This is a genomic window from Pseudooceanicola sp. HF7, assembly GCF_011806405.1.
Classification (GTDB): Bacteria; Pseudomonadota; Alphaproteobacteria; order Rhodobacterales; family Rhodobacteraceae; genus Pseudooceanicola.
In genome coordinates this window covers 17,754-37,878 of sequence record NZ_JAATOW010000004.1, presented here as the reverse complement: position 1 = coordinate 37,878, position 20,125 = coordinate 17,754, and the positions used below count along the sequence as shown (strand labels likewise).

Genomic DNA, 20,125 nt, shown 5'->3' with positions numbered 1-20,125 from the left:
CCATGAGTTTCCTGTCCACCACGCCAAGGCCACGCCGCAAGCCGTCGCTCACGCCGATGATCGACGTGGTCTTCCTGCTGCTGGTCTTCTTCATGCTGGCCTCGCGTTTCGGCACGGACCAGGTGCTGCCCCTGCCGCTGGCCTCTGCCGGGCAGGGCTATGAGGGCCCGCCGCGCCTTGTCGACATCCTGCCGGAAGGGCTGAAAGTGAACGGACGCGAAATCCCCCAGGCAGAGCTGGCAACCGCGATCGGTGAGCTGACGGAGAAGCCGCAGGACACGATCATCCTGCGGGGGGCCGACGGGGCGCAGCTGCAACGCGTGGTCGACGTGGCTGCCATTCTGCGCGCCGGCGGCTTCACGAACCTCGTGCTGGTGGAGTGATCCATGTCGCTTGATTTCACCGCCCCGCCCCGCCGCCCACGGGCCGAATCCATCGTCCCGATGATCAACGTGGTCTTCCTGCTGCTGATCTTCTTCCTGATGACCTCGCGCCTCACCCCACCCGAACCCTTCGAGGTGGAGCCGCCCAAGGCCGAAGAAGGCGCGGAAGCCGAGGAGACCGCCGTGCTCTTCCTGTCCTCCGAAGGCGAAGCGGGCTTCAAGGAGCTGCGCGGCGCCGATGCCGTGGCCGCCTACGTGGCAGAGAACGCCGACAAGGAAGGCGCGCCCCAGATCCGCGCGGATGGCAAGACCGAAGCCGCCGCCCTCGCGCGCCTTCTGCGCGAGCTGACAGAGGCCGGGGTGCAGAACGTCGCCCTAGTGGTGGCTCCGCAATGACCGGCACAACCTTGAAACGCCTGGCGGAAGGCACCGCCTTCGTGGCGCTGGCCGTGGGCCTTCACGTGGTGCTCGCGATCCGCGTCCCGGATAAGGGGGGCACCGATGCCGGCGGGCAGGGCGGGCAGGCCTTCGTGACCCTGCAGGGCGCGCCTCCGGGTACCGTCGACATGGTCGAACGATGGGAAACCCCGCCCGAGGTCACCGAGACCCCGCAAGAGGTGGAGATCGTCGAGCCCGTGGCGATGCAAAGCCCGGTCACGCCCGTCACGCCCACGCCGCCCGCGCCGCGCCCGGCCTTTCCCAGTGTCACGCTGCCGGACGCCATGCCGGAGACCACCGCCCTGCCGCAGGTGGAAATGGACGTGCCCCCGCCCCCCGAACCGGAGGCGGAGCCAGAGGAACAGCCGGAACCGGAGCCCGAAGTGGCCGAGGAAACACCGCAGGAAACCCCCGAGGACCAGCCCGATGAGGTGGCCCAGGAACAGCTGAACGAGATGACGCCCACGACCTCCAGCCGCCCGCAGGCGCGGCCCCGGGACTTCACGCCCCAGGTTGCCAAGCGCCCCGAGAAGGCAGAGGACGGCCCGCGCCAGCAAGCCAGCCGGGCCGGTGGCGCGGGTGCAGCGACGCAACGCGCGGCAGGCAATGGCGGATCGCAACAGGCCGGCCGCGACAATGGCAGCGTCCGGGCAGGTTCCGGCGGCGATACGGCCAGGCTTCAGGCTGTCTGGGGCAACCAGATCCGGGTGCGGATCGAGCGGAAAAAGCGCTTCCCCGGCGGGATGCGCGGCAAGAGCGGGCGCGTGATCGTGCGGCTGACGGTCTCCCGGGACGGCAATGTGCTGGGGGCGAAGGTGGTGCGCTCTTCGGGCCACGCGGAATTCGACCGCGCGGCGCTTCAGGCGATCCGGCGGGCAGGCCGCATGCCCGCGGCGCCTGAAGGGATCACCCAGTCCAGCCACACCTTCAACCTGCCGATGGGCTTCAGCTAGAAGCGGACCTCTTCAAGGGCCAGCCGGGGGCCGCGTCTCAGAAGACCGGCCCCAGCATGGCGACGGTGTTGTACCAGAGCCGGCGCCCGAAATGCCACTGCGCGACCTGGGCGGGATCGACGGCCAGGGACGCATCGATATAGCTTTGCTGGCGCTCGCGCAGGGCGGTCGTCAGCGCCACGTCTTCCAGCAGGATGTTGTTCTCGTAGTTCAGCTCGAAACTGCGCCGGTCCAGGTTGGCCGATCCGATCAGGGCGGCATGGCCATCCAGAGTCAGGCTCTTCGCGTGCAGAAGCCCGTGGGGGTATTCGTAGATCTTTACCCCGGCGTTCAGCAGATCCTCGTAGTAACTGCGGCTGGCGGCGGCCACGATCCAGCTGTCGTTGCGGGCCGGCACGACCAGGGTGCAGTTCACGCCGCGCCGGGCGGTGATGCAGATGGCCGATTGCATGGCTTCCGTGGGCACGTAGTAGGGCGTGGTCAGCACCAGCTCTTCCCGGGCGGCGTGGATCATCAGCTCGAACATCTCGGGCATGGCCTCGGCATGGATCGTGGGGCCGGTGCCGATGACCTGGGCCAGCACGCCGCCGGTCGGATGCGGCGGGCGGGCGGCATCCAGGATCGGGCGCAGGTCCTCGCGCCGGTGCGCCATCCAGTCAGAGATGAACAGCGCCTGGTTCTCGATCGCGATCGGCCCTTCGAAGCGCACCACCAGGTCGACCCAGGGCGCGTATTTCTTCTTCACCTCAAAGGCCGCATCGGCGCAGTTCTGGCTGCCGCAATAGGTGATGCGATTGTCGATCACCACGATCTTGCGGTGATTGCGCAGGTCGATCCGGCCGCGGACCGGTTGCAGAAGCGGGTTGGTGATGGGCAGGGCACGGGTCAGCTTGACCCCCGCCGCACCCATGCGCTTCCAGTGGTCCGACCGGATCATCCGCCGCGAGCCGATGTCATCGGCCATGGCGCGCACGGTCACGCCGCGCTTGGCCGCCCGGATCACCGCATCGGCCACCCGGATCCCGCTGCCGTCATCCAGCCAGATGTAGAACAGCATGTGCACATGATCCTGCGCGGCATCGATATCGGCGACCATCGCGTCGATCACCGCCTCGGAATCCGCCAGAAGCTCTGCGGTGTTGCCCCGCACGGGCAGGAAGCCGCAGACGGATTCGACGTAGCTGAACAGATGGCGCACCTCTTCAGAGGCATGATGCGCCCCGGCCTCGACCACCTCGGCCTGCCGCTGCGCGCCCAGGCGCACGTAGTCCTGGATCCCCTTGTACCGGGCGGCGCGCTTGCGGCCGATATTGGTCTCTCCGAAGAACAGGTAGCCCAGCATGCCCACACCGGGGGCGGCCAGCATGACCAGCAGCCAGGCCAGCCGGGAGGAGGGCGCACGCCCCGGGCGGGTCAGGGCACGCAGCAGGAACCCCAGCTGTGCCAGCGTGTAGAGCACAGCCAACAGGGGCCAATAGGAAAACTCTTCCATCACGACATCCTTCACCCGCCGGCCCCACCTGGCCGATGTGAAAGCTCTACCGTGTTGTCAGGGTTCTAAGAAGGCCCGTTGCATGCATTCCCCATGGCCTGTGGCCAGCCTGCCGCCCGCGGGAGCCTTGGCAATGATACCCTGAGACCGGGCAGGGAGTGTCCCTTCACTGGGCCCCCGGAAAGCGGATCGGCTTTTGGGCCATCGCGTGGGGGTGCGGTCTCCGTGTCCCCGGAGTGCGGAATGCACGCATAAGTGGTGGCGCGGTAAGCGCTTTCGCGGGGTCGAATCGCGGGCAGCTCGCCTCAGATCAGGGGTGGCTAAGTCACACTGGGGAAGCCTGCTCCGATTGCGCTGTCCTCTGCCCGCGTTCCATGCGAAAGCCCCCCTCCGGCGGCGAAAACCCCGCCAAAACCGCGGCGAATCCTGCGTTCTGGCCCGCCGCTTTCGCCTTTTAGGCGATGCGACGGCCCCGATATCCCGCTGCGATCCAAATGTGCGATATGTGGCGGTGTACACAGCCATATCCACAACAAATTGAGGTTATCCCCAAGAATTGTCTTTACAGGTCATCGTCGCGGGACCACCATATCTGGTATGGGATGTGGGAAATCGCCCTGTCCTTCGAGCAGGCACCTAGCGCTTGGGGCGCTGCCAGCCCCACGCGCTACACATAAAAGAGGTGGCGCCATGGCATTGTCTGAATCCTTCATTTCCGAAGAACTGCATCCGATCGACATCGTCGAAACGCTCGCCGAGCTCAACGACTGGGACTTCGACCGGATCGGCGACGACCAGATCGCGATGGCCGTCGAAGGCCAGTGGCGCACCTACTCCGTGACCCTCGCCTGGTCCGGCTACGACGAAACCCTGCGCATGATCTGCACCTTCGAGATGGAGCCCCCCGCAGAGGCGCTTCCGGGGCTCTACGAATTGCTCAACCTGGTCAATGACCAGCTCTGGGCCGGCAGCTTCACCTACTGGGAAGAGCAGAAGCTCATGGTCTACCGCTATGGCCTGATCCTCTCGGGTGAGCAGATGGCAAGCCCGGAACAGGTGGATACGCTGATCTCTGCGGCGGTCATGTCCGCAGAGCGCTATTACCCGGCTTTCCAGATGAACGTGTGGGGAGGCCGCTCAGCCCGGTCCTCTCTCGATGTCGCCATTGCAGAGGCCTACGGGCGGGCGTAACACTGACCCCCGAATAACCATAGGGGGTGACATGGTACTGGACGTGGTGGCCGAAAAGGGGCTCGTGCTTCTGGGATGTGGCAAGATGGGCGGCGCGATGCTTGCGGGCTGGCTCAAGAGCGGGGTACCGCCGCAATCTGTCTGGGTGATCGATCCCAATCCGTCGGACTGGCTGAAAGGCACCGGCGTTCACCTGAATGAAGAGATCACCGGCACGCCCGCCGTTGCCATCGTGGCCGTGAAACCCCAGATGATGGGCGCGGCCCTGCCGTCCCTGCAGGCGCTTGGCGGGGGCGGAACGCTTTTCGTCTCCATCGCGGCCGGTACCCAGATCGCCGCATTCGAGGCCGCCTTCGGCGCCTCCTCCCCGATCGTGCGCGCCATGCCCAACACGCCCGCTGCCGTGGGCCGGGGCATCACCGCGATCATTGGCAACGCCCAGGTCGACGCCGCCGCGCTTGATCTGACCGAGGCGCTGCTCTCTGCCGTGGGCCAGGTCGTCCGCCTGGAAAGCGAAGAGCAGATGGATGCGGTCACCGCCGTCTCGGGCTCCGGTCCTGCCTATGTCTTCCACCTGATCGAAAGCATGGCCGCCGCCGGCGAGGCCCAGGGCCTCTCTGCGGAGCTCGCGTTACAACTGGCCAAGGCCACCGTTGCCGGGGCAGGGGCGCTTGCCGAAGGGACGGAGGAAAGCCCGACCCAGCTGCGCGTCAATGTCACCAGCCCCAATGGCACCACCCAGGCCGCGCTTGAGGTGCTGATGGATGAGGGCGCCGGCTTCCCGCCGCTGCTCAAGCGCGCGGTGACGGCCGCCGCGGATCGTTCGCGGGAGTTGGCAAATGGCTGACGAGATCTCCTTTGACGACTTCCTCAAGGTCGATATCCGTGCCGGCAAGGTGACCCGCGCCGAACCCTTCCCGGAAGCCCGCAAACCCGCCTTCAAGCTCTGGATCGATTTCGGACCGGAGATCGGGGAAAAGAAGACCTCTGCCCAGATCACCGCGCATTACACGCCCGAGACCCTGGTGGGTAAGATGGTCATGGCGGTGGTGAACTTCCCGCCGCGCCAGATCGGCCCGTTCATGTCCGAGGTGCTGACACTGGGCGTTTCGGACAGCGAAGGGGGGATCGTCCTGATCGCCCCTGACCAGGAGGTGGCGCCAGGGGAGCGGATGCATTGAGGAAACGTGTCCTGCTGTCCCGCCCGATGCCTCCGGGCACCATCCGCGCGGCCTCCGACCTGTTCGAGGTAGAGGTGCGGGAATCCACCCAGCCGATGACCCGTGCCGAGCTGCGCTCGGGGTTGGCGGTCTTTGATGGCATGATGCTGACCCTGGGCGACATGGTGACGGAAGAGGTGCTGCGCGATTTCGGTCGCCCGCGCTGCAAGATCCTGGCGAACTTCGGGGTCGGATATAACCACATCGATGCAGAGGCCTGCCGCGCCCATGGGGTGACGGTCTCCAACACGCCGGGCGCAGTGACGGATGCCACGGCGGACGTGGCCATGACGCTGATCCTGATGACCTGCCGCCGCGCCGGAGAGGCAGAGCGCCTTGTGCGATCGGGCCAATGGAGCGGCTGGCACCCGACGCAGATGCTGGGCACCCATGTGACCGGGCGCAAGCTTGGCGTGATCGGCATGGGCCGGATCGGCCAAGCGGTCGCGCGGCGCTGCCACCTGGGGTTCGGGATGGAGGTTGGCTATTTCAACCGCTCCGAAAAGCAGGTGGAGCATCCCGCGACCCGGTTCGACACGATCAGGGATCTGGCCGGCTGGGCCGATATCCTTGTCGTGGCAACCCCGGCCAGCCCGGAGACGCATCACCTGGTCAACGCGGATGTCTTTGCAGCGATGCAGCCGCACGGGATCCTGGTGAACATCGCCCGGGGCGACATCGTGGAAGAGGCGGCGCTGATCGCCGCGCTCCAGGGCGGCCAGATCGCCGGGGTGGGGCTGGATGTCTATGAGCACGAACCCATCGTGCCCCCGGCGCTGATCGCCCAGGAAAACGCCGTGCTGCTGCCGCACCTGGGTACCGCCGCGCTGAATATCCGCGAGGACATGGGCGCCATGGCGGTAGAGAACCTGCGCGCGCATTTCGCGGGTGAAGAGGTGCCCAACCGGGTGAACTGATGCTGCCATCTTCAGGACGGACAATTAACAGCAAGGGAGGGGCGCCCCGGCCATCGAGACCGGGGCGCCCCTTCTGTCCCCCTTCGGGGGCCAGGGCGCTTGCGGCCCCCTCTGCGCGCTAGTCCAGATGCACGAAGTGCCGTGTCAGCGCGTCATAGACATAGGCGCCGGGCAGGGTCAGGTCCCGCGGCCCGTCCCGCCGCCAGGAATAGACCTGGGCCAGGCGGATGAAACGCTGGTGGCCCAGCGGATCGGCCTCCACCGCGCTGATATCCAGCAGTTGCAGATCATGGGCCTCTGCCAGGGCCTTGATCGTCGGGTCGGTCGCATCCAGCGCCCCCAGCCGGGTATTGCCGTTCCAGATCCTGGCCGAGGTCGCCAACGCCCGGTCATCGGCCGCGGTCAGGATCACCACGGGGGCATGCAGGTGCTGGATGGCGCGCATCTGCCCGGCAAATACCGCCAGATCCATGTCCGGCCCGGCCAGCACAAGATCGATCCGGTCCAGCACGTCCCGCCGGCCCTGCAGGCCCAGGGTGCGCAGCGCCTCTCCGCTGACGAAGCCACCCATGGAATGCCCGAAAAGGGTCACGACTTCGCCTTGGCTGGCAAGATCGGTCAGCAGCTCTGCCAACCCGTCGCGGGAAAACAGCGCGGCGGGGCGGTCCTGCAGGTAATCGGTGGCCTTGCCGGTCGAGGGCCAGGTGAACAGCACCGGCACCCCGCGGCTGTCGCTGTCCGCGGCGATCTGGGCCAGCCGGAAGACCGATTTCTGAAAGTCCATGTTGTAGCCATGCACGAAGACGCCCAGCGTGGGCTCTCCTGCCGCAACATCTGCCGCCTTCACGGCGCGCAGCCAGCCATCCCGCGGCATCCGCTCGCGCTCCATGATCCGGTAATCGGAAAGATCCGGCAACCCTCGCGTCAGCTTGTCGAGCCCCGGCGGCACGGCCACGTCGAAGCGGAAATAGCTGGTTTCAAGCCCTGCGCCGCCCCCGAAACCAGAGGCCTCTGAGCGGGTGGTGGCGGCATAGACGCTCAGGATCGTGGCGTCCGGCACGGCCTCTTCGGGGCGGGGGGCAAGATCCTCCAGCCCGGCCCTTGCGCAGGCGGGCAGCAGCAGAACCAGCATCAGGCTTGCCAGCAGCCTCGGGGAAAAACGGCGCCCTGAAACCCGGTGACCCTTCGATCCGCTTGCCTGTCGCATCCGCCTCTCCTGTCCGTGCTTGCCCCTCAGCAGGGGGCGTCGTCACCCATTTCTTCGCGCCAGTGCCGGCGGCAGAGAGAGACATAGGTCTCGTTCCCGCCGATCTGGATCTGGCTGCCTTCGCGCAGGGCGGCGCCATCGACCCCGCGCCGCACCACCATGGTCGCCTTGCGCCCGCAATGGCAAATGGTGCGCACTTCGCGCATCTCGTCGGCCAAGGCCAGAAGCGCCGCGGAGCCGGTGAAAAGCTCGCCGCGAAAATCCACCCGCAGACCGTAGCACATGACCGGCACGCCCAGGTCATCCACCGCGCGGGCCAGCTGCCAGACCTGATCCTTTGTCAGGAACTGCGCCTCGTCCAGGAAAATACAGGCGCAGGGGCCTGCCTCCAGCCGGGCCGCGATCTTTGCGAACAGGTCGTCCTCCACGTCGAAGGTATCGGCCTCCACGCCGATGCCGATGCGGCTGGCAATGCGGCCCTCGCCGGCACGATTGTCGAAACGCGCGGTCAGCAGGTAGGTCTGCATCCCCCGTTCTATATAGTTGTGAGAGGCCTGCAGGAGCACGGTGCTCTTGCCGGCGTTCATGGTCGAATAATGGAAGTAGAGCTTGGCCATGACCGGGATTTGCCAAGCTTCGCGATGCTGCACAAGCAGATACTCTGCCGGGGGCCGTGCCGAGGCCGTCAGGGCGCGATGCCGGTTACCAGGGCTTTTCAGGAGCGACGGGAAGCATCCGTAAAGCGGGTCTCAAAGCCTGCTTCGTAGATTTGAAATGCTCCGAATAGTGGGATCCGTGAGGCCCATTTAAGGGGCCATTTTTAAAGAGAGCCTGGCGCTTCTATCGCCTCCTGATTTCTCGGCTCCGGACGGGCTGTTTTCGCATGCTGGATCTTGGGTAACCCTGCAATCCCAGTATCGCATTCAACCCGCCACTCTTCTCCGAATAGGCGGGCACCCCCCAAACGTACTACCGGAATTCCAAGGGCCTGTAAATCCGATCTCATTTTCGCAAATACAGTGCAAAACGCGGCTTTCACCGTGCAAAGGCGCATTCTACGCGGATCCAGCTCTACCTGCAGGTCCAAGTTTCAAACCGGCAATTGACCCCCGCACACAATTGGGGCTTGCCCAAACGGAAGGCCGCCGCCTATTTTCCGGTCAGTTTTTGAATTTTCACGGTACTGGTAATCAGCATGAACAAAATAACCCGTTTCTCTTCACATATTTTCATCGCCGCAGCGGCGTCCACGCTCCTGTCTCAACCCGCCCGGGCCGCCGATCCGCTGCTTGAGGATGCCGTCGATTTCTCCGGCCAGATCTTCTATCTCAGCGCCGGCGTGCCGGGCATCGTCATTGGCGCCATCCGCAATGGCGAAACCCATGTCGCCGGCTTCGGAGAGACCGCCTCGGGCGGCACGCCGGACGGCGACACGATCTTCCGGATCGGCTCCATCACCAAGGCCTTCGCCGGAGAGATGCTTGCCCATGCCGTTGCCGGGAAGGAGGTCGGGCTGACCGATCCGCTTGCCGATCACCTGGAGGGCAGCCTGCAAGAGGCCGCCGCGCAGCACCCCGATATCCGGCTGGTCGAACTGGCCACCCATTCGGCGGGCCTGCCCCGCGAAGCGATCGAGGATTGGGGTCCGGCAGAGGATCCCTTCAGCACCGTGACCCTCGCGGCCTTCGAAACCTATCTTGAAAACCAACCGCTGCTTTTCGCGCCGGGCTCGGCCATCACCTATTCCAACGTTGGCTTCGACCTTCTGGCACAGGCGCTTTCCAACAGCGGCGGGGCGTCCTACGCCGAGCTGATCCAGGACCGGATCCTCGGGCCGCTCGACATGGGCTCCACCGGTTTCGCGCCCGTGCAGCGGGACAACATGTTCATCGGCCATGCGCCGGATGGCTCTGCCATGGACGTGGTGCCGACGGGGGATGTGATCCTTGGCTCCGGCGGGCTCTACAGCTCTGCCAATGACCTGCTGAAATGGCTCTCCTGGCACCTGGACGATCAGCAAAGCAGCGAGGTGCGCTTCATCGATCACGGTGTCTACGTCCAGCGAGAGGGCAAGCACACGGTGCTGTCGATGGATGAATCCGGCCACATGGATGCCATGAGCCTGGGCTGGGTGGCGATGTATCCCAATGCGGATCATCCCTTTGTCCTGCAAAAGTCCGGCGCCCTGCAGGGGCAGATGTCCTATGTCGCCTTCGCGCCGGAGCGCGGCACCGGCGTGGTGATCACCATGAACCAATATGCCTTTGAATCCGCCTACCTGATGGCCGATGTGGCCAACGGCCTGCTGGCGGATATCAGCGGCTTCTGAATGCGAAAGGGGGCGGTGATCCCGCCCCCTTCTTGACCGTAAGTGGTTTTCGTTCTGCGTTCCGCGCGGATCACATAGGTGTCACGCGGCGGCAGCAAGGCCTCAGAAGTTGACGACCTCATGCGTGCCCACATCGGGCGTGTGCTCTTCCTGGATGTTCGCGCGCGCGATCTCGTAGAAGAAGGATGCGCCGCCATCGGTCAGCCAGACCTCTGCCTGGGAGGGCGTCAGGCGGATCAGGCGCACATCGGGATCGTCGCGCCCGCCTTCGAACCAGGCGCCGGTCACGCGGGACCAGAGCTCATCCACCTTCTTGGGGTCGCTCACTTCCTGCAACTTGCCCTTCACGACGGCATGAAGCTTGGCAGACTGGTCGCAGATGGCGAAATGGGTCGACATCCCTTCGATGGCCGCCTGGTGGGCCGCGGTGCCCTTGGCGGTGATGAACCAGATCGCCTTTTCCTCTTCGTCGCCATGCGGCGCCATGGGGGCAAAGTCCTCTGGGCCGGTCTTCAGCATACCGGCTGTGACATCATCCAGGCGTTTCCAGAAATCATGGGCGGTGCTGTTTTTGGAATCTTTCACGATATCCTCCTTTTCGGTGGCGTTGCATATCCAACGAAGAGGGGCGGGGGGATGTTCCCCGGGATGTTCAGGTTCTTAGGCTGTGCCGGCAAGGATCAGCCGGTGGGGCCGGGGCAGGCGGCCGGGCCGCCAAGGCGCGAAGACCGCTCGATGCGGTCGCCGTGCCTGCTCTTGCGGGCATTTCGGGCCTCGGGTCGCCCGGCTTTCAACCCGCGTGATGCAGGTCCGGCAGGCTCAGATCAGGGGCACCAGCGGGACGTCGCATGCCGCCAGGGTCATCAGCAGGGCCAGGGCGCCAAGGCGCAGGGACAGGTTCATGGGGCGGGCTCCGTCAGATGAAGGCACTCAGATGCAGGAAGGGCGCCCCGATGGGACGCCCTTCCTTGTAAAGAAGCTTGCCTGCGGCGTCAGCCTCAGCTTTCCTGCAGGCTCTCGACCTCAAGATCGCCTTCCTCGCGGGCCTTCATGGCCTGCACCGCGGCGATGGAGCCGGCAGCGGTGGTGAAGTAGGGGATCTTGTCATAGAGCGCGATGTTGCGGATCGCCCGGCTGTCGGAAACCGATTGCGCGCCCTCGGTGGTGTTGAGCACCAGCGCGATGGCATCGTCCTTCAGCAGGTCGACGATGTTCGGCCGGCCCTCGTAGACCTTGTTGACCAGCGCACAGGTCAGGCCCGCCGCCTCAAGCCAGGCCGCCGTGCCCTTGGTCGCCACCAGTTCAAAGCCCAGGTCGGTCAGGGTCTGCGCGGCGTCCAGCATCGCGTCGTGCTTGTCCTCGTCCCGGATGGAGATAAAGACGCGGCCTTCGCGCGGCAACAGGGTGCCGGCGCCCAGTTGCGCCTTCAGGAAGGCCCGGGCGAAGCTCTTGTCATAGCCCATGACCTCACCGGTCGAGCGCATTTCCGGCCCCAGGATCGTGTCGACGCCCGGGAAACGGGCGAAGGGCAGCACGGCTTCCTTGACCGCGAAGCCCTCGATCTGCGGATCGACCAGGTCAAAGGCGCTCAGCTTCTCGCCCGCCATGATCCGCGCCGCGATGGAGGCGATGGGGCTCAGCACGGCCTTGGCCACGAAGGGCACGGTGCGCGATGCACGCGGGTTCACCTCGATCAGGTAGATGTCGTCGCCACCCTCGGCGTTCTTCTTGACCGCGTATTGCACGTTCATCAGGCCGACGACGCCCAGCTCCAGCGCCAGCGCGCGGGACTGCACCTTCAGCTCGGCGATGATCTCCTTGGACAGGGAGAAGGGCGGCAGCGAACAGGCCGAGTCGCCCGAGTGAACGCCGGCTTCCTCGATGTGCTGCATGATGCCGGCCACGTGGACGTCCTCACCGTCGCAAAGCGCATCCACGTCGACCTCGATCGCGCCGGAGAGGTAGCTGTCCAGCAGGACCGGGCTGTCGCCGGACACGACCACGGCGTCGCGGATGTAGCGCTTCAGGCCCTCCATCTCGCGCACGATCTCCATGGCGCGGCCACCCAGTACGTAAGACGGGCGGATCACCAGCGGGAAGCCGATTTCCTGCGCGATTTCCAGCGCTTCCGCGTCGCTGTGGGCGATGCCGTTGCGCGGCTGCTTCAGGCCCAGGCGGTTGACCAGGTCCTGGAACCGCTCGCGGTCCTCGGCCAGGTCGATGGCGTCGGGCGTGGTGCCCAGGATCGGGATCCCGGCCTCTTCCAGCGCATTGGCCAGCTTCAGCGGGGTCTGGCCGCCGAACTGGACGATCACGCCGTGCAGGGTGCCGCTGGATTGCTCGACCCGCAGGATCTCCATGACGTGTTCGAAGGTCAGCGGCTCGAAGTAGAGGCGATCCGATGTGTCGTAGTCGGTCGAGACCGTCTCGGGGTTGCAGTTGACCATGATGGTCTCGTACCCCGCCTCGGTCAGCGCGAAACAGGCGTGGCAGCAGCAATAGTCGAACTCGATCCCCTGGCCGATCCGGTTCGGACCGCCGCCCAGGATCACGACCTTCTTCTTGTCGCTGGGCCGTGCTTCGCATTCCACCTCGCCCATCATGGGCTCTTCGTAGGTGGAATACATGTAGGGGGTCTGGGCCTCGAACTCCGCCGCGCAGGTGTCGATCCGCTTGAAGACGGCGGTGACACCCAGGTTGTGGCGAGCCCGGCGCACCTGGTCCTCGTCCCGTGCGGAGAGCGCGGCCAGACGGGCATCGGAGAAGCCTAGCATCTTGAGATGGCGCAGCCCTTCCTCGGTCACCGGCAGGCCGTTGACGCGGACCTCTGCCTCGGCCTGGATGATCTCGCGGATGCGCGACAGGAACCAGGGATCGAAGGAGGTCGCGCCCTGGATCTGGTCATCCGACAGCCCGTGACGCATGGCCTGAGCAATGACCCGGATCCGGTCCGGCGTCTGCTGGGACAGGGCCTTGATCACCGCAGCCTCGTCGGGCGCGCCGCCATCGGCACCGGGGATCTCGATCTCATCCAGACCCGTCAGCCCGGTTTCCATGCTGGCCAGCGCCTTCTGAAGGCTCTCGTGGAAGGTCCGGCCAATCGCCATGACCTCGCCCACGCTCTTCATCGCGGTGGTAAGCTCGGGCTTGGAGCCGGGGAACTTCTCGAAGGCGAAACGCGGGATCTTGGTGACCACGTAGTCGATGGTCGGCTCGAAGCTGGCCGGCGTCACCTTGGTGATGTCGTTGTCCAGCTCGTCCAGCGTGTATCCCACGGCCAGCTTGGCCGCGATCTTGGCAATCGGGAAACCGGTCGCCTTGGAAGCCAGCGCGGAAGAGCGCGACACCCGCGGGTTCATCTCGATCACGACCATGCGGCCGTCCTCGGGGTTCACGGCCCATTGCACGTTGGACCCGCCGGTCTCCACGCCAATCTCGCGCAGCACGGCGATCGAGGCCGAGCGCATGGCCTGGTATTCCTTGTCCGTCAGCGTCAGGGCAGGGGCCACGGTGATCGAATCGCCCGTGTGCACGCCCATCGGGTCCACGTTCTCGATGGAGCAGACGATGATCGCGTTGTCCGCCTTGTCGCGGACCACCTCCATCTCGTATTCCTTCCAGCCCAGCAGGCTCTCGTCGACCAGGATCTGCGCCATGGGCGAGGCTTCCATGCCCGAGCGGCAGTAATACTCGTAATCGTCCCGGTTATAGGCCACGCCGCCGCCGGTGCCGCCCAGGGTGAAGGCGGGGCGGATGATCGCCGGCAGACCGATGTCTTCCAGCGCGTCCATGGCATCGGCCAGGCCGGCATTGATGTCATAGCGGCCATCGGCCTTCTTCGGCGCGGTGACGATGGTGGCCTTGGGGTTTTCCAGCCCGATCCGGTCCATGGCCTCGCGGAACAGCTTGCGGTCCTCGGCCATCTCGATGGCCTGGCGGTTCGCACCGATCAGCTCGACACCGAATTTCTCTAGCACGCCCATGTCATCCAGCGCGAGAGAGGTGTTCAGCCCGGTCTGCCCGCCCATGGTCGGCAGCAGCGCGTCGGGGCGCTCCTTCTCGATGATCTTGGCGACGATCTCTGGGGTGATCGGCTCGATGTAGGTGGCATCGGCCAGCCCGGGATCGGTCATGATGGTCGCGGGGTTCGAGTTCACCAGGATGACCCGGTAGCCTTCCTCGCGCAGCGCCTTGCAGGCCTGGGCACCGGAATAGTCGAATTCGCAAGCCTGTCCGATGACGATGGGACCTGCTCCGATGATCATGATGGAATTGATATCGGTTCTCTTTGGCATGACAGGACCTCTTGGCGGGACGAACGACGCGGAAAGGACTCTCCCCGCGCAAATTGTCGCGGTTATAGCCATGACGCGCGGGGGTTCAACCCCCAATGGCGCAACGCCCAGCCGCACATTCCGTCGCACTCCGGGGCGCAGATTTCGCCAAGCTGTCAAGCGGCCCCGCCGCACCCTCGGCAAGCCACCCCGGCGAAATGGCCTTGCCCCCCATCGAGGGGGCCGCGCCCATCGTCGGCTGCGCCTCCCGTCCCCGGACCCGCGCGCCACGCCCGTCTAGGAAACGCACCCGGAAACCCGGCCACAGCCAGCCGCTCCCCGCCAGCAGCCTGCGCGCGCCCTTGCCCTTTCTTCTTGCCGAAAAACTCCCGCCGGAGGCGCCCTCAACCCGCGCCACCGCTGCCCGGAAAGACACCCCCGAACAAACACCACCAAAAGCCAGGCCGCTCCCCGGCGCTCCCGCTTTATCCCGCGCTACTGCGCCGCCGTCGCGTGGACCTGCTCCATCACCGGCTGTTCATAGAGGTAGTCACGGGTCAGCGGCACGGCCTCCTGGTCCCGGGCCAGCTGGAACTGGAAGACCACCTGGTCATTCAGCCGGAAGGTCATCTCGCTGGCGATCAGGTACAGCCGCCACATCCGCACGAAGCGCGCATCGTAAAGCGCTTCGGCCTTGTCGGCGTTTTCCATGAAGCGGTCATACCAATGCTTGAGCGTTTCCGCGTAATGCAGCCGCCAGACCTCCACATCGGTGGTCACCAGCCGTTCCTTCTCCACCGCCGCCATGGCTTCGGACATCGCGGGGACATAGCCGCCCGGGAAGATGTACTTGGTGATGAAGGCCGCGGTGGTGCCCGGCGGATCGCTGCGCCCGATGGTGTGGATCAGCGCGATCCCGTCCTCTGTCAGGAACTGCTTCACATGGCGGAAATACTCGCGGTAATGCGGCACGCCCACGTGTTCGAACATGCCGACAGAGACGATCCTGTCAAAGCGCTCCTCCACGTGGCGGTAATCCTGCAGGCGGATGTCGACCTGGCCTTCCAGCCCGGCGCTTTTCACCCGCTCCACGGCGATAGCATGCTGTTCCTTGGACAGGGTCACGCCCACCACCTGCGCGCCGTAATCCCGCGCCAGGGTCAGGGCCATGCCGCCCCAGCCGCAGCCGATATCCAGCACCTTCATGCCCGGCTCGATGCGCAGCTTGCGCGCGATATGGGCCTTCTTGGCCGCCTGGGCCTCTTCCAGGGTCATGTCGAGGCTGGGCCAGTAAGCGCAGGAATACTGCCGGTCCGCGTCTAGGAACAGATCGTAGAGCGCACCTGACAGGTCATAGTGATGGGCCACGTTCTGCTGTGCCTTGCCCACCGGGTTGAACTGCGCCAGCCGGCGCAAGCCGTGGCGCACCAGGCCCACGGGCCTCTGCCACCAGGCCTTGCTGGCCCCGCGCAGGTTCAGGATGCCCAGGCTGACCAGCCCGTAAAGATCGTCATCCTTGATGGTCAGGCGTTCGTCCATGTAGGCCTCGCAGACCGCCAGCTCGAGATCCATGATCATCTTCTTGGGCAGCTCGGGGTCATGCAGCGTGACCTCCACGTCCGGCGCACCGGGCCCGCCGCCGTAGCGTTTGGCCGAACCATCGGCAAAGGTCACCACGAGGCTGCCTTTGCGAATGGCGCGTTCCAGGAATTTATTGAGCAGACTTTCCCACATGCGTCGTCTCCCCTCGACCGGGATGTTTTCCTTGCGCGAGAGACGGGGAAGCGGAAGTTTGCGTCAGCCAGGATCCGCTTTCCCGGCGCTTTCGCGTGACTGCAGAATGCCAAATCTAAACAAAAAGTAAATCGCGTCTGAGCAGAGCGGATTGTGCTTCACTGCACGACTGCCTTGATATTGAACGATTTGTGCGGAAATTTGCAGCGTTTTGGCGGGCCAACCCGCCTCCAACCTCCATTCCCGGCCCGAAATGTGCCCGACCGCGTTAACCACCCCTGCCGTTTTCCTACCGCCCCGTCGCCTGCCCGAGACTCCCGCCGCGGGTGGCCCCCGGGGCCTCGCGCCCCCCGGATCCGGCCGCCGAATGCCGCACCGGGCGCGCCGGAAGCCTCCGCCCGGGCCCCGCGACCTGCGGGGCAGGTGGCGCAGGTGGGGCCTGCCTCCCTTGACTTTCGGCCACCTCCATGTGATCCGGCGCAGGTTCAGCCGAGGCACCGCGCGCCTCACCCAGACCCGATGCCAGAGGAAATGAAGAACCATGCACCAGTACCGCAGCCACACCTGCGCCGACCTGACCAAGGCCAACGTGGGCGATACCGTCCGCCTCTCCGGCTGGGTGCACCGGGTGCGCGATCACGGTGGTATCCTCTTCATCGACCTGCGGGACCACTACGGCACCACCCAGGTGCTCTGTGACCCCGACAGCCCGGTTTTCGCCGAAGTCGAAAAAGTGCGCTCCGAATGGTGCATCCGTATCGACGGCACCGTGAAGGCCCGCGACGCGGAGCTGGTGAACGCCAAGCTGCCCACCGGCGAGATCGAGGTTTTCGTGCGCGATATCGAAGTGCTCGGCGCTTCCAAGGAACTGCCGCTGATGGTCTTCGGCGATCAGGAATACCCGGAAGAAACCCGCCTGCGCTACCGCTACCTGGACCTGCGCCGTGAACAGATGCAGCGCAATATGACGCTGCGCTCGGACGTGGTCGCCTCTATCCGCAAGCGGATGTGGGACAAGGCCTTCCGCGAATACCAGACCCCGATCATCACGGCCTCTTCGCCTGAAGGCGCGCGCGACTTCCTCGTGCCCTCGCGCCTGCACCCGGGTAAGTTCTACGCGCTGCCCCAGGCGCCGCAGCAGTTCAAGCAGCTGCTGATGGTCTCGGGCTTCGACAAGTATTTCCAGATCGCGCCCTGCTTCCGCGATGAAGACCCGCGCGCGGACCGCTCGCCCACCGATTTCTACCAGCTCGACATGGAGATGTCCTTCGTCACGCAGCAGGATGTCTTCGACACGATCAGCCCGGTCATCGGCGGCATCTTCGAGGAATTCGGCGGCGGCAAGACGGTCGATGCGCCGGAAAGCTGGCCGCAGATCTCCTACAAGGACGCCGCGCTGAAGTACGGCTCCGACAAGCCCGACCTGCGCAACCCGATCGAGATGCAGGTCGTGTCCGAGCATTTCGCCGGCTCCGGTTTCGCCATCTTCGCCAAGTTGCTGGAGCAGGACGGCACGGAAATCCGCGCCATCCCCGCGCCCACCGGCGGCTCGCGCAAGTTCTGCGACCGCATGAACGCCTTCGCCCAGAAAGAGGGTCTGCCCGGCATGGGCTACATCTTCTGGCGCGACAAGGACGGTGAAATGGAAGCGGCTGGCCCGCTGGCCAAGAACATCGGCCCGGATCGCACGGAGGCGATCCGCCAGCAACTGGGCCTTGGCGTCGGCGACGCGGCCTTCTTCCTGGGGGGCAAGCCAAAGTCCTTCGAAGCCGTCGCGGGCCGTGCCCGTAACGTCATCGGCGAAGAGCTGGGGCTGACCGACAAGAACCGCTTTGCCTTTGCGTGGATCGTGGACTTCCCGATCTACGAGAAGGACGAGGAAACCGGCAAGCTGGACTTCGAACACAACCCCTTCTCCATGCCCCAGGGTGGCATGGAGGCGCTTGAGGGCGACCCGCTTGAGGTCAAGGGCTACCAGTACGACCTGGCCTGCAACGGGTATGAGCTGGTCTCCGGCGCGATCCGGAACCACAAGCCAGAGATCATGTTCAAGGCCTTCGAGATCGCCGGCTACGGCAAGGATGAAGTGATCAAGCGCTTCGGCGGCATGGTCAACGCCTTCCAGTATGGCGCACCGCCCCACGGTGGCTGCGCGGCGGGCATCGACCGTATCGTCATGCTGCTGGCGGAAGAACAGAACATCCGCGAAGTGATCCTGTTCCCGATGAACCAGCGCGCCGAAGACCTGATGATGGCAGCGCCCTCCGAACCGCTGCCCGAGCAGCTGATGGAGCTGAACCTGCGGGTCATCCCGCAGGAGTGATCGCACCAGTGCGGTAAATATCGCACCGGCGCCGTAAATGCTGACACCCGGGTCCGAAAGGGCCCGGGTGTTCGCATTTCAGCCCCTTCGTCTGGTCTTTGCGCTGACTTGGAGCGCATCGGTTTGGACCGCGCTCACCCCCCCCCCTGAGACCACATCACAGGGCATGCCGGCCGGAGCCTTGCCCCGACGTGGTCAGGCGGATCGTGCGCTTGAGCGTCCGCCAGAGGACCAGCCCTGGTCGCCCCGGGCGTGATCCGTGCGGAACACGGCGATGCTTTCCCGCAGGGTCGCGGTGTTGTGCGACAGCTCCTGCGTGGCATCATTGGATTCCAGCACCATGGCGGCGTTGCGCTGGGTCACCTGGTCCAGCTGGTTCACGGCAGAGTTGATCTCTCCCAGGGTGGTGGTCTGTTCGCCCAGGGCGCGCACCACCTCGTCGATCCGGTCGGTGATCTTGCCGACCCCTTCGAAGATCGTCGTCAGCTCCATGCTGGTGCGGTCCACCAGCTTGACCCCTTCGCCGACGTGGCTGGTACTTTGCTCGATCAGGGATTTCACCTGGCTGGCGGAATCCGCCGTGCGCGCGGCCAGTGCGCGCACTTCGGTGGCCACCACGGCAAAGCCGCGCCCGGCCTCGCCCGCGCGGGCGGCCTCGACCCCGGCGTTGAGCGCCAGCAGGTTGGTCTGGAAGGCAATCTCGTTGATGACGGCGATGATCTGCGAAATCGCGTCAGAGGATCCCTCGATGCGTTTCATCGCCTCTGTCACGTCCTGGACCAGCTGGCGGCTGCCATCTGCAGAGGCGCGGGTATTGCCCGCATCCACGCCCACCTCTCGGGCGTTATCCGTGGCGGCGCGCGCGTTGGCGGTCAGTTCCTCGACCGCGGCGGCGGTCTGCTCCAGCGTGGCCGCCTGGGTCTCTGTCCGCTTGGACAGGCTGTTGGCGGTTGCGGTGATCTGGCCGCTGACCGCTTCGATCGTTCCGGCGACAGAGCCGACGTGGCTGATCATGCTGGCCAGCTTGTCGACAGAGTCGTTGAAGGCCGTGGCGAGGACATCCAGATCCCCGATCCCGGACATGGGCACCCGGTCGTTCAGATTGCCCTCTGCCAGCGCTTCCAGCGCCTGGGAGACCCGTTCGATGCAGCGTCGCCGCATGGTCACATCGCTGGCGATCTTGGTCACGCGGGTGATCCGGCCCTCCGCATCGCGGATCGCCGCATAGGTGGCCTGGATCCAGATCACCTCGCCAGACTTGCGGATGCGCGGGAACTGGCGGGTGATAGACTTGCCGGCCCGCAGGTCTTCCCAGAATTTACGGTATTGTTCACTGTTGCGGAATTCGTGATCGACGAACATCGAATGATGCTGTCCGACGACCTCTTCCAGCCGGTAGCCGAGCGCCTCAAGGAAGTTGGCATTGGCATGAAGGATGGTGCCGTCGGGCTTGAAATGAATGACCGCCTGGGTGGCCTCGACCATCTGGCAGATGGCTTCATCGTTGGAAATCGTCTCCTGCGACGGAGTCCGGGAGGCGGACCAAAGTTTCATGTCGGGCTCCTTGGCACGAGTTGCGCCACCTCGGAAGGCGGCTCTGATGTACGCAAAAAGCCCGACGAAACTTACTGTCCGGTGAATTCGCACCGAGAAATGCATCGCAT

The 20,125-nt window shown here is 65.2% G+C and carries 16 protein-coding genes; 9 read left to right on the top strand and 7 right to left on the bottom strand.

All coding sequences use genetic code 11. The annotated features are described in order from the left end of the window. Positions 1-2: 2 nt before the first annotated feature. From HCZ97_RS03035 to HCZ97_RS03025, 3 genes are read left to right on the top strand one after another with little or no spacing between them, the layout of a single operon-like run. On the top strand, positions 3-383 hold the full coding sequence (locus HCZ97_RS03035; RefSeq protein ID WP_167687199.1) for a biopolymer transporter ExbD: 381 nt from the start codon (positions 3-5) through the stop codon (positions 381-383). Positions 384-386: 3 nt separating this feature from the next. Next, positions 387-779 (top strand): biopolymer transporter ExbD, encoded by a 393-nt coding sequence (locus HCZ97_RS03030; RefSeq protein WP_254871309.1) that lies wholly within the window; start codon positions 387-389, stop codon positions 777-779. Further along, positions 776-1,774, top strand: coding sequence for an energy transducer TonB (locus HCZ97_RS03025; RefSeq protein ID WP_167687198.1), 999 nt, complete (start codon positions 776-778; stop codon positions 1,772-1,774). The genes HCZ97_RS03030 and HCZ97_RS03025 overlap by 4 nt, the downstream gene beginning before the upstream one ends. A gap of 37 nt (positions 1,775-1,811) precedes the next feature. Here the strand turns inward: HCZ97_RS03025 and cls are convergent, their stop codons facing one another. Next, positions 1,812-3,266, bottom strand: a complete 1,455-nt coding sequence (gene cls, locus HCZ97_RS03020) for a cardiolipin synthase (RefSeq protein WP_167687197.1) — start codon at positions 3,264-3,266, stop codon at positions 1,812-1,814. A gap of 690 nt (positions 3,267-3,956) precedes the next feature. Between cls and HCZ97_RS03015 the strand changes: the two genes are divergently transcribed. From HCZ97_RS03015 to HCZ97_RS03000, 4 genes are read left to right on the top strand one after another with little or no spacing between them, the layout of a single operon-like run. Beyond that, positions 3,957-4,457, top strand: a complete 501-nt coding sequence (locus tag HCZ97_RS03015; RefSeq protein ID WP_167687196.1) for a YbjN domain-containing protein — start codon at positions 3,957-3,959, stop codon at positions 4,455-4,457. Between the two features lie 31 nt (positions 4,458-4,488). After that, positions 4,489-5,304, top strand: a complete 816-nt coding sequence (gene proC / locus HCZ97_RS03010) for a pyrroline-5-carboxylate reductase (RefSeq protein WP_167687195.1) — start codon at positions 4,489-4,491, stop codon at positions 5,302-5,304. Next, entirely contained in the window at positions 5,297-5,638 is a 342-nt protein-coding gene (locus HCZ97_RS03005; RefSeq protein ID WP_167687194.1) for a tRNA-binding protein, read from the top strand. The genes proC and HCZ97_RS03005 overlap by 8 nt, the downstream gene beginning before the upstream one ends. Continuing rightward, positions 5,635-6,594 carry a D-glycerate dehydrogenase gene (locus HCZ97_RS03000; RefSeq protein WP_167687193.1) on the top strand — a complete coding sequence of 320 codons (960 nt, stop codon included), beginning with the start codon at positions 5,635-5,637 and terminating at the stop codon, positions 6,592-6,594. Before HCZ97_RS03005 ends, HCZ97_RS03000 begins: the two co-directional genes overlap by 4 nt. A 118-nt stretch (positions 6,595-6,712) precedes the next feature. Here the strand turns inward: HCZ97_RS03000 and HCZ97_RS02995 are convergent, their stop codons facing one another. After that, the gene (locus HCZ97_RS02995; RefSeq protein ID WP_167687192.1) at positions 6,713-7,726 is read right to left on the bottom strand and encodes an alpha/beta hydrolase; all 1,014 of its coding nucleotides are present in this window, start codon (positions 7,724-7,726) and stop codon (positions 6,713-6,715) included. A gap of 101 nt (positions 7,727-7,827) precedes the next feature. Next, positions 7,828-8,418 (bottom strand): thymidine kinase, encoded by a 591-nt coding sequence (locus tag HCZ97_RS02990; RefSeq protein WP_167687191.1) that lies wholly within the window; start codon positions 8,416-8,418, stop codon positions 7,828-7,830. Positions 8,419-8,996: 578 nt separating this feature from the next. Between HCZ97_RS02990 and ampH the strand changes: the two genes are divergently transcribed. Then, positions 8,997-10,130: a D-alanyl-D-alanine-carboxypeptidase/endopeptidase AmpH gene (ampH, locus tag HCZ97_RS02985; protein ID WP_167687190.1), complete on the top strand. Its 1,134-nt coding sequence runs from the start codon at positions 8,997-8,999 to the stop codon at positions 10,128-10,130. A 102-nt stretch (positions 10,131-10,232) separates the two neighbouring features. Here ampH and HCZ97_RS02980 read toward each other — a convergent pair whose 3' ends face one another. From HCZ97_RS02980 to HCZ97_RS02970, 3 genes are all read right to left on the bottom strand, one after another. Then, positions 10,233-10,715 carry a pyridoxamine 5'-phosphate oxidase family protein gene (locus HCZ97_RS02980; protein ID WP_368484311.1) on the bottom strand — a complete coding sequence of 161 codons (483 nt, stop codon included), beginning with the start codon at positions 10,713-10,715 and terminating at the stop codon, positions 10,233-10,235. A 413-nt stretch (positions 10,716-11,128) separates the two neighbouring features. After that, on the bottom strand, positions 11,129-14,425 hold the full coding sequence (carB, locus tag HCZ97_RS02975; RefSeq protein ID WP_167687189.1) for a carbamoyl-phosphate synthase large subunit: 3,297 nt from the start codon (positions 14,423-14,425) through the stop codon (positions 11,129-11,131). Positions 14,426-14,899: 474 nt separating this feature from the next. Beyond that, positions 14,900-16,138 (bottom strand): cyclopropane-fatty-acyl-phospholipid synthase family protein, encoded by a 1,239-nt coding sequence (locus HCZ97_RS02970; protein ID WP_167687188.1) that lies wholly within the window; start codon positions 16,136-16,138, stop codon positions 14,900-14,902. A gap of 541 nt (positions 16,139-16,679) precedes the next feature. Here HCZ97_RS02970 and aspS point away from each other — a divergent pair. Further along, positions 16,680-18,461 carry an aspartate--tRNA ligase gene (aspS, locus tag HCZ97_RS02965; protein ID WP_167687187.1) on the top strand — a complete coding sequence of 594 codons (1,782 nt, stop codon included), beginning with the start codon at positions 16,680-16,682 and terminating at the stop codon, positions 18,459-18,461. Positions 18,462-18,656: 195 nt separating this feature from the next. Here aspS and HCZ97_RS02960 read toward each other — a convergent pair whose 3' ends face one another. Next, positions 18,657-20,015, bottom strand: a complete 1,359-nt coding sequence (locus HCZ97_RS02960) for a methyl-accepting chemotaxis protein (RefSeq protein ID WP_167687186.1) — start codon at positions 20,013-20,015, stop codon at positions 18,657-18,659. Positions 20,016-20,125: the final 110 nt, after the last annotated feature.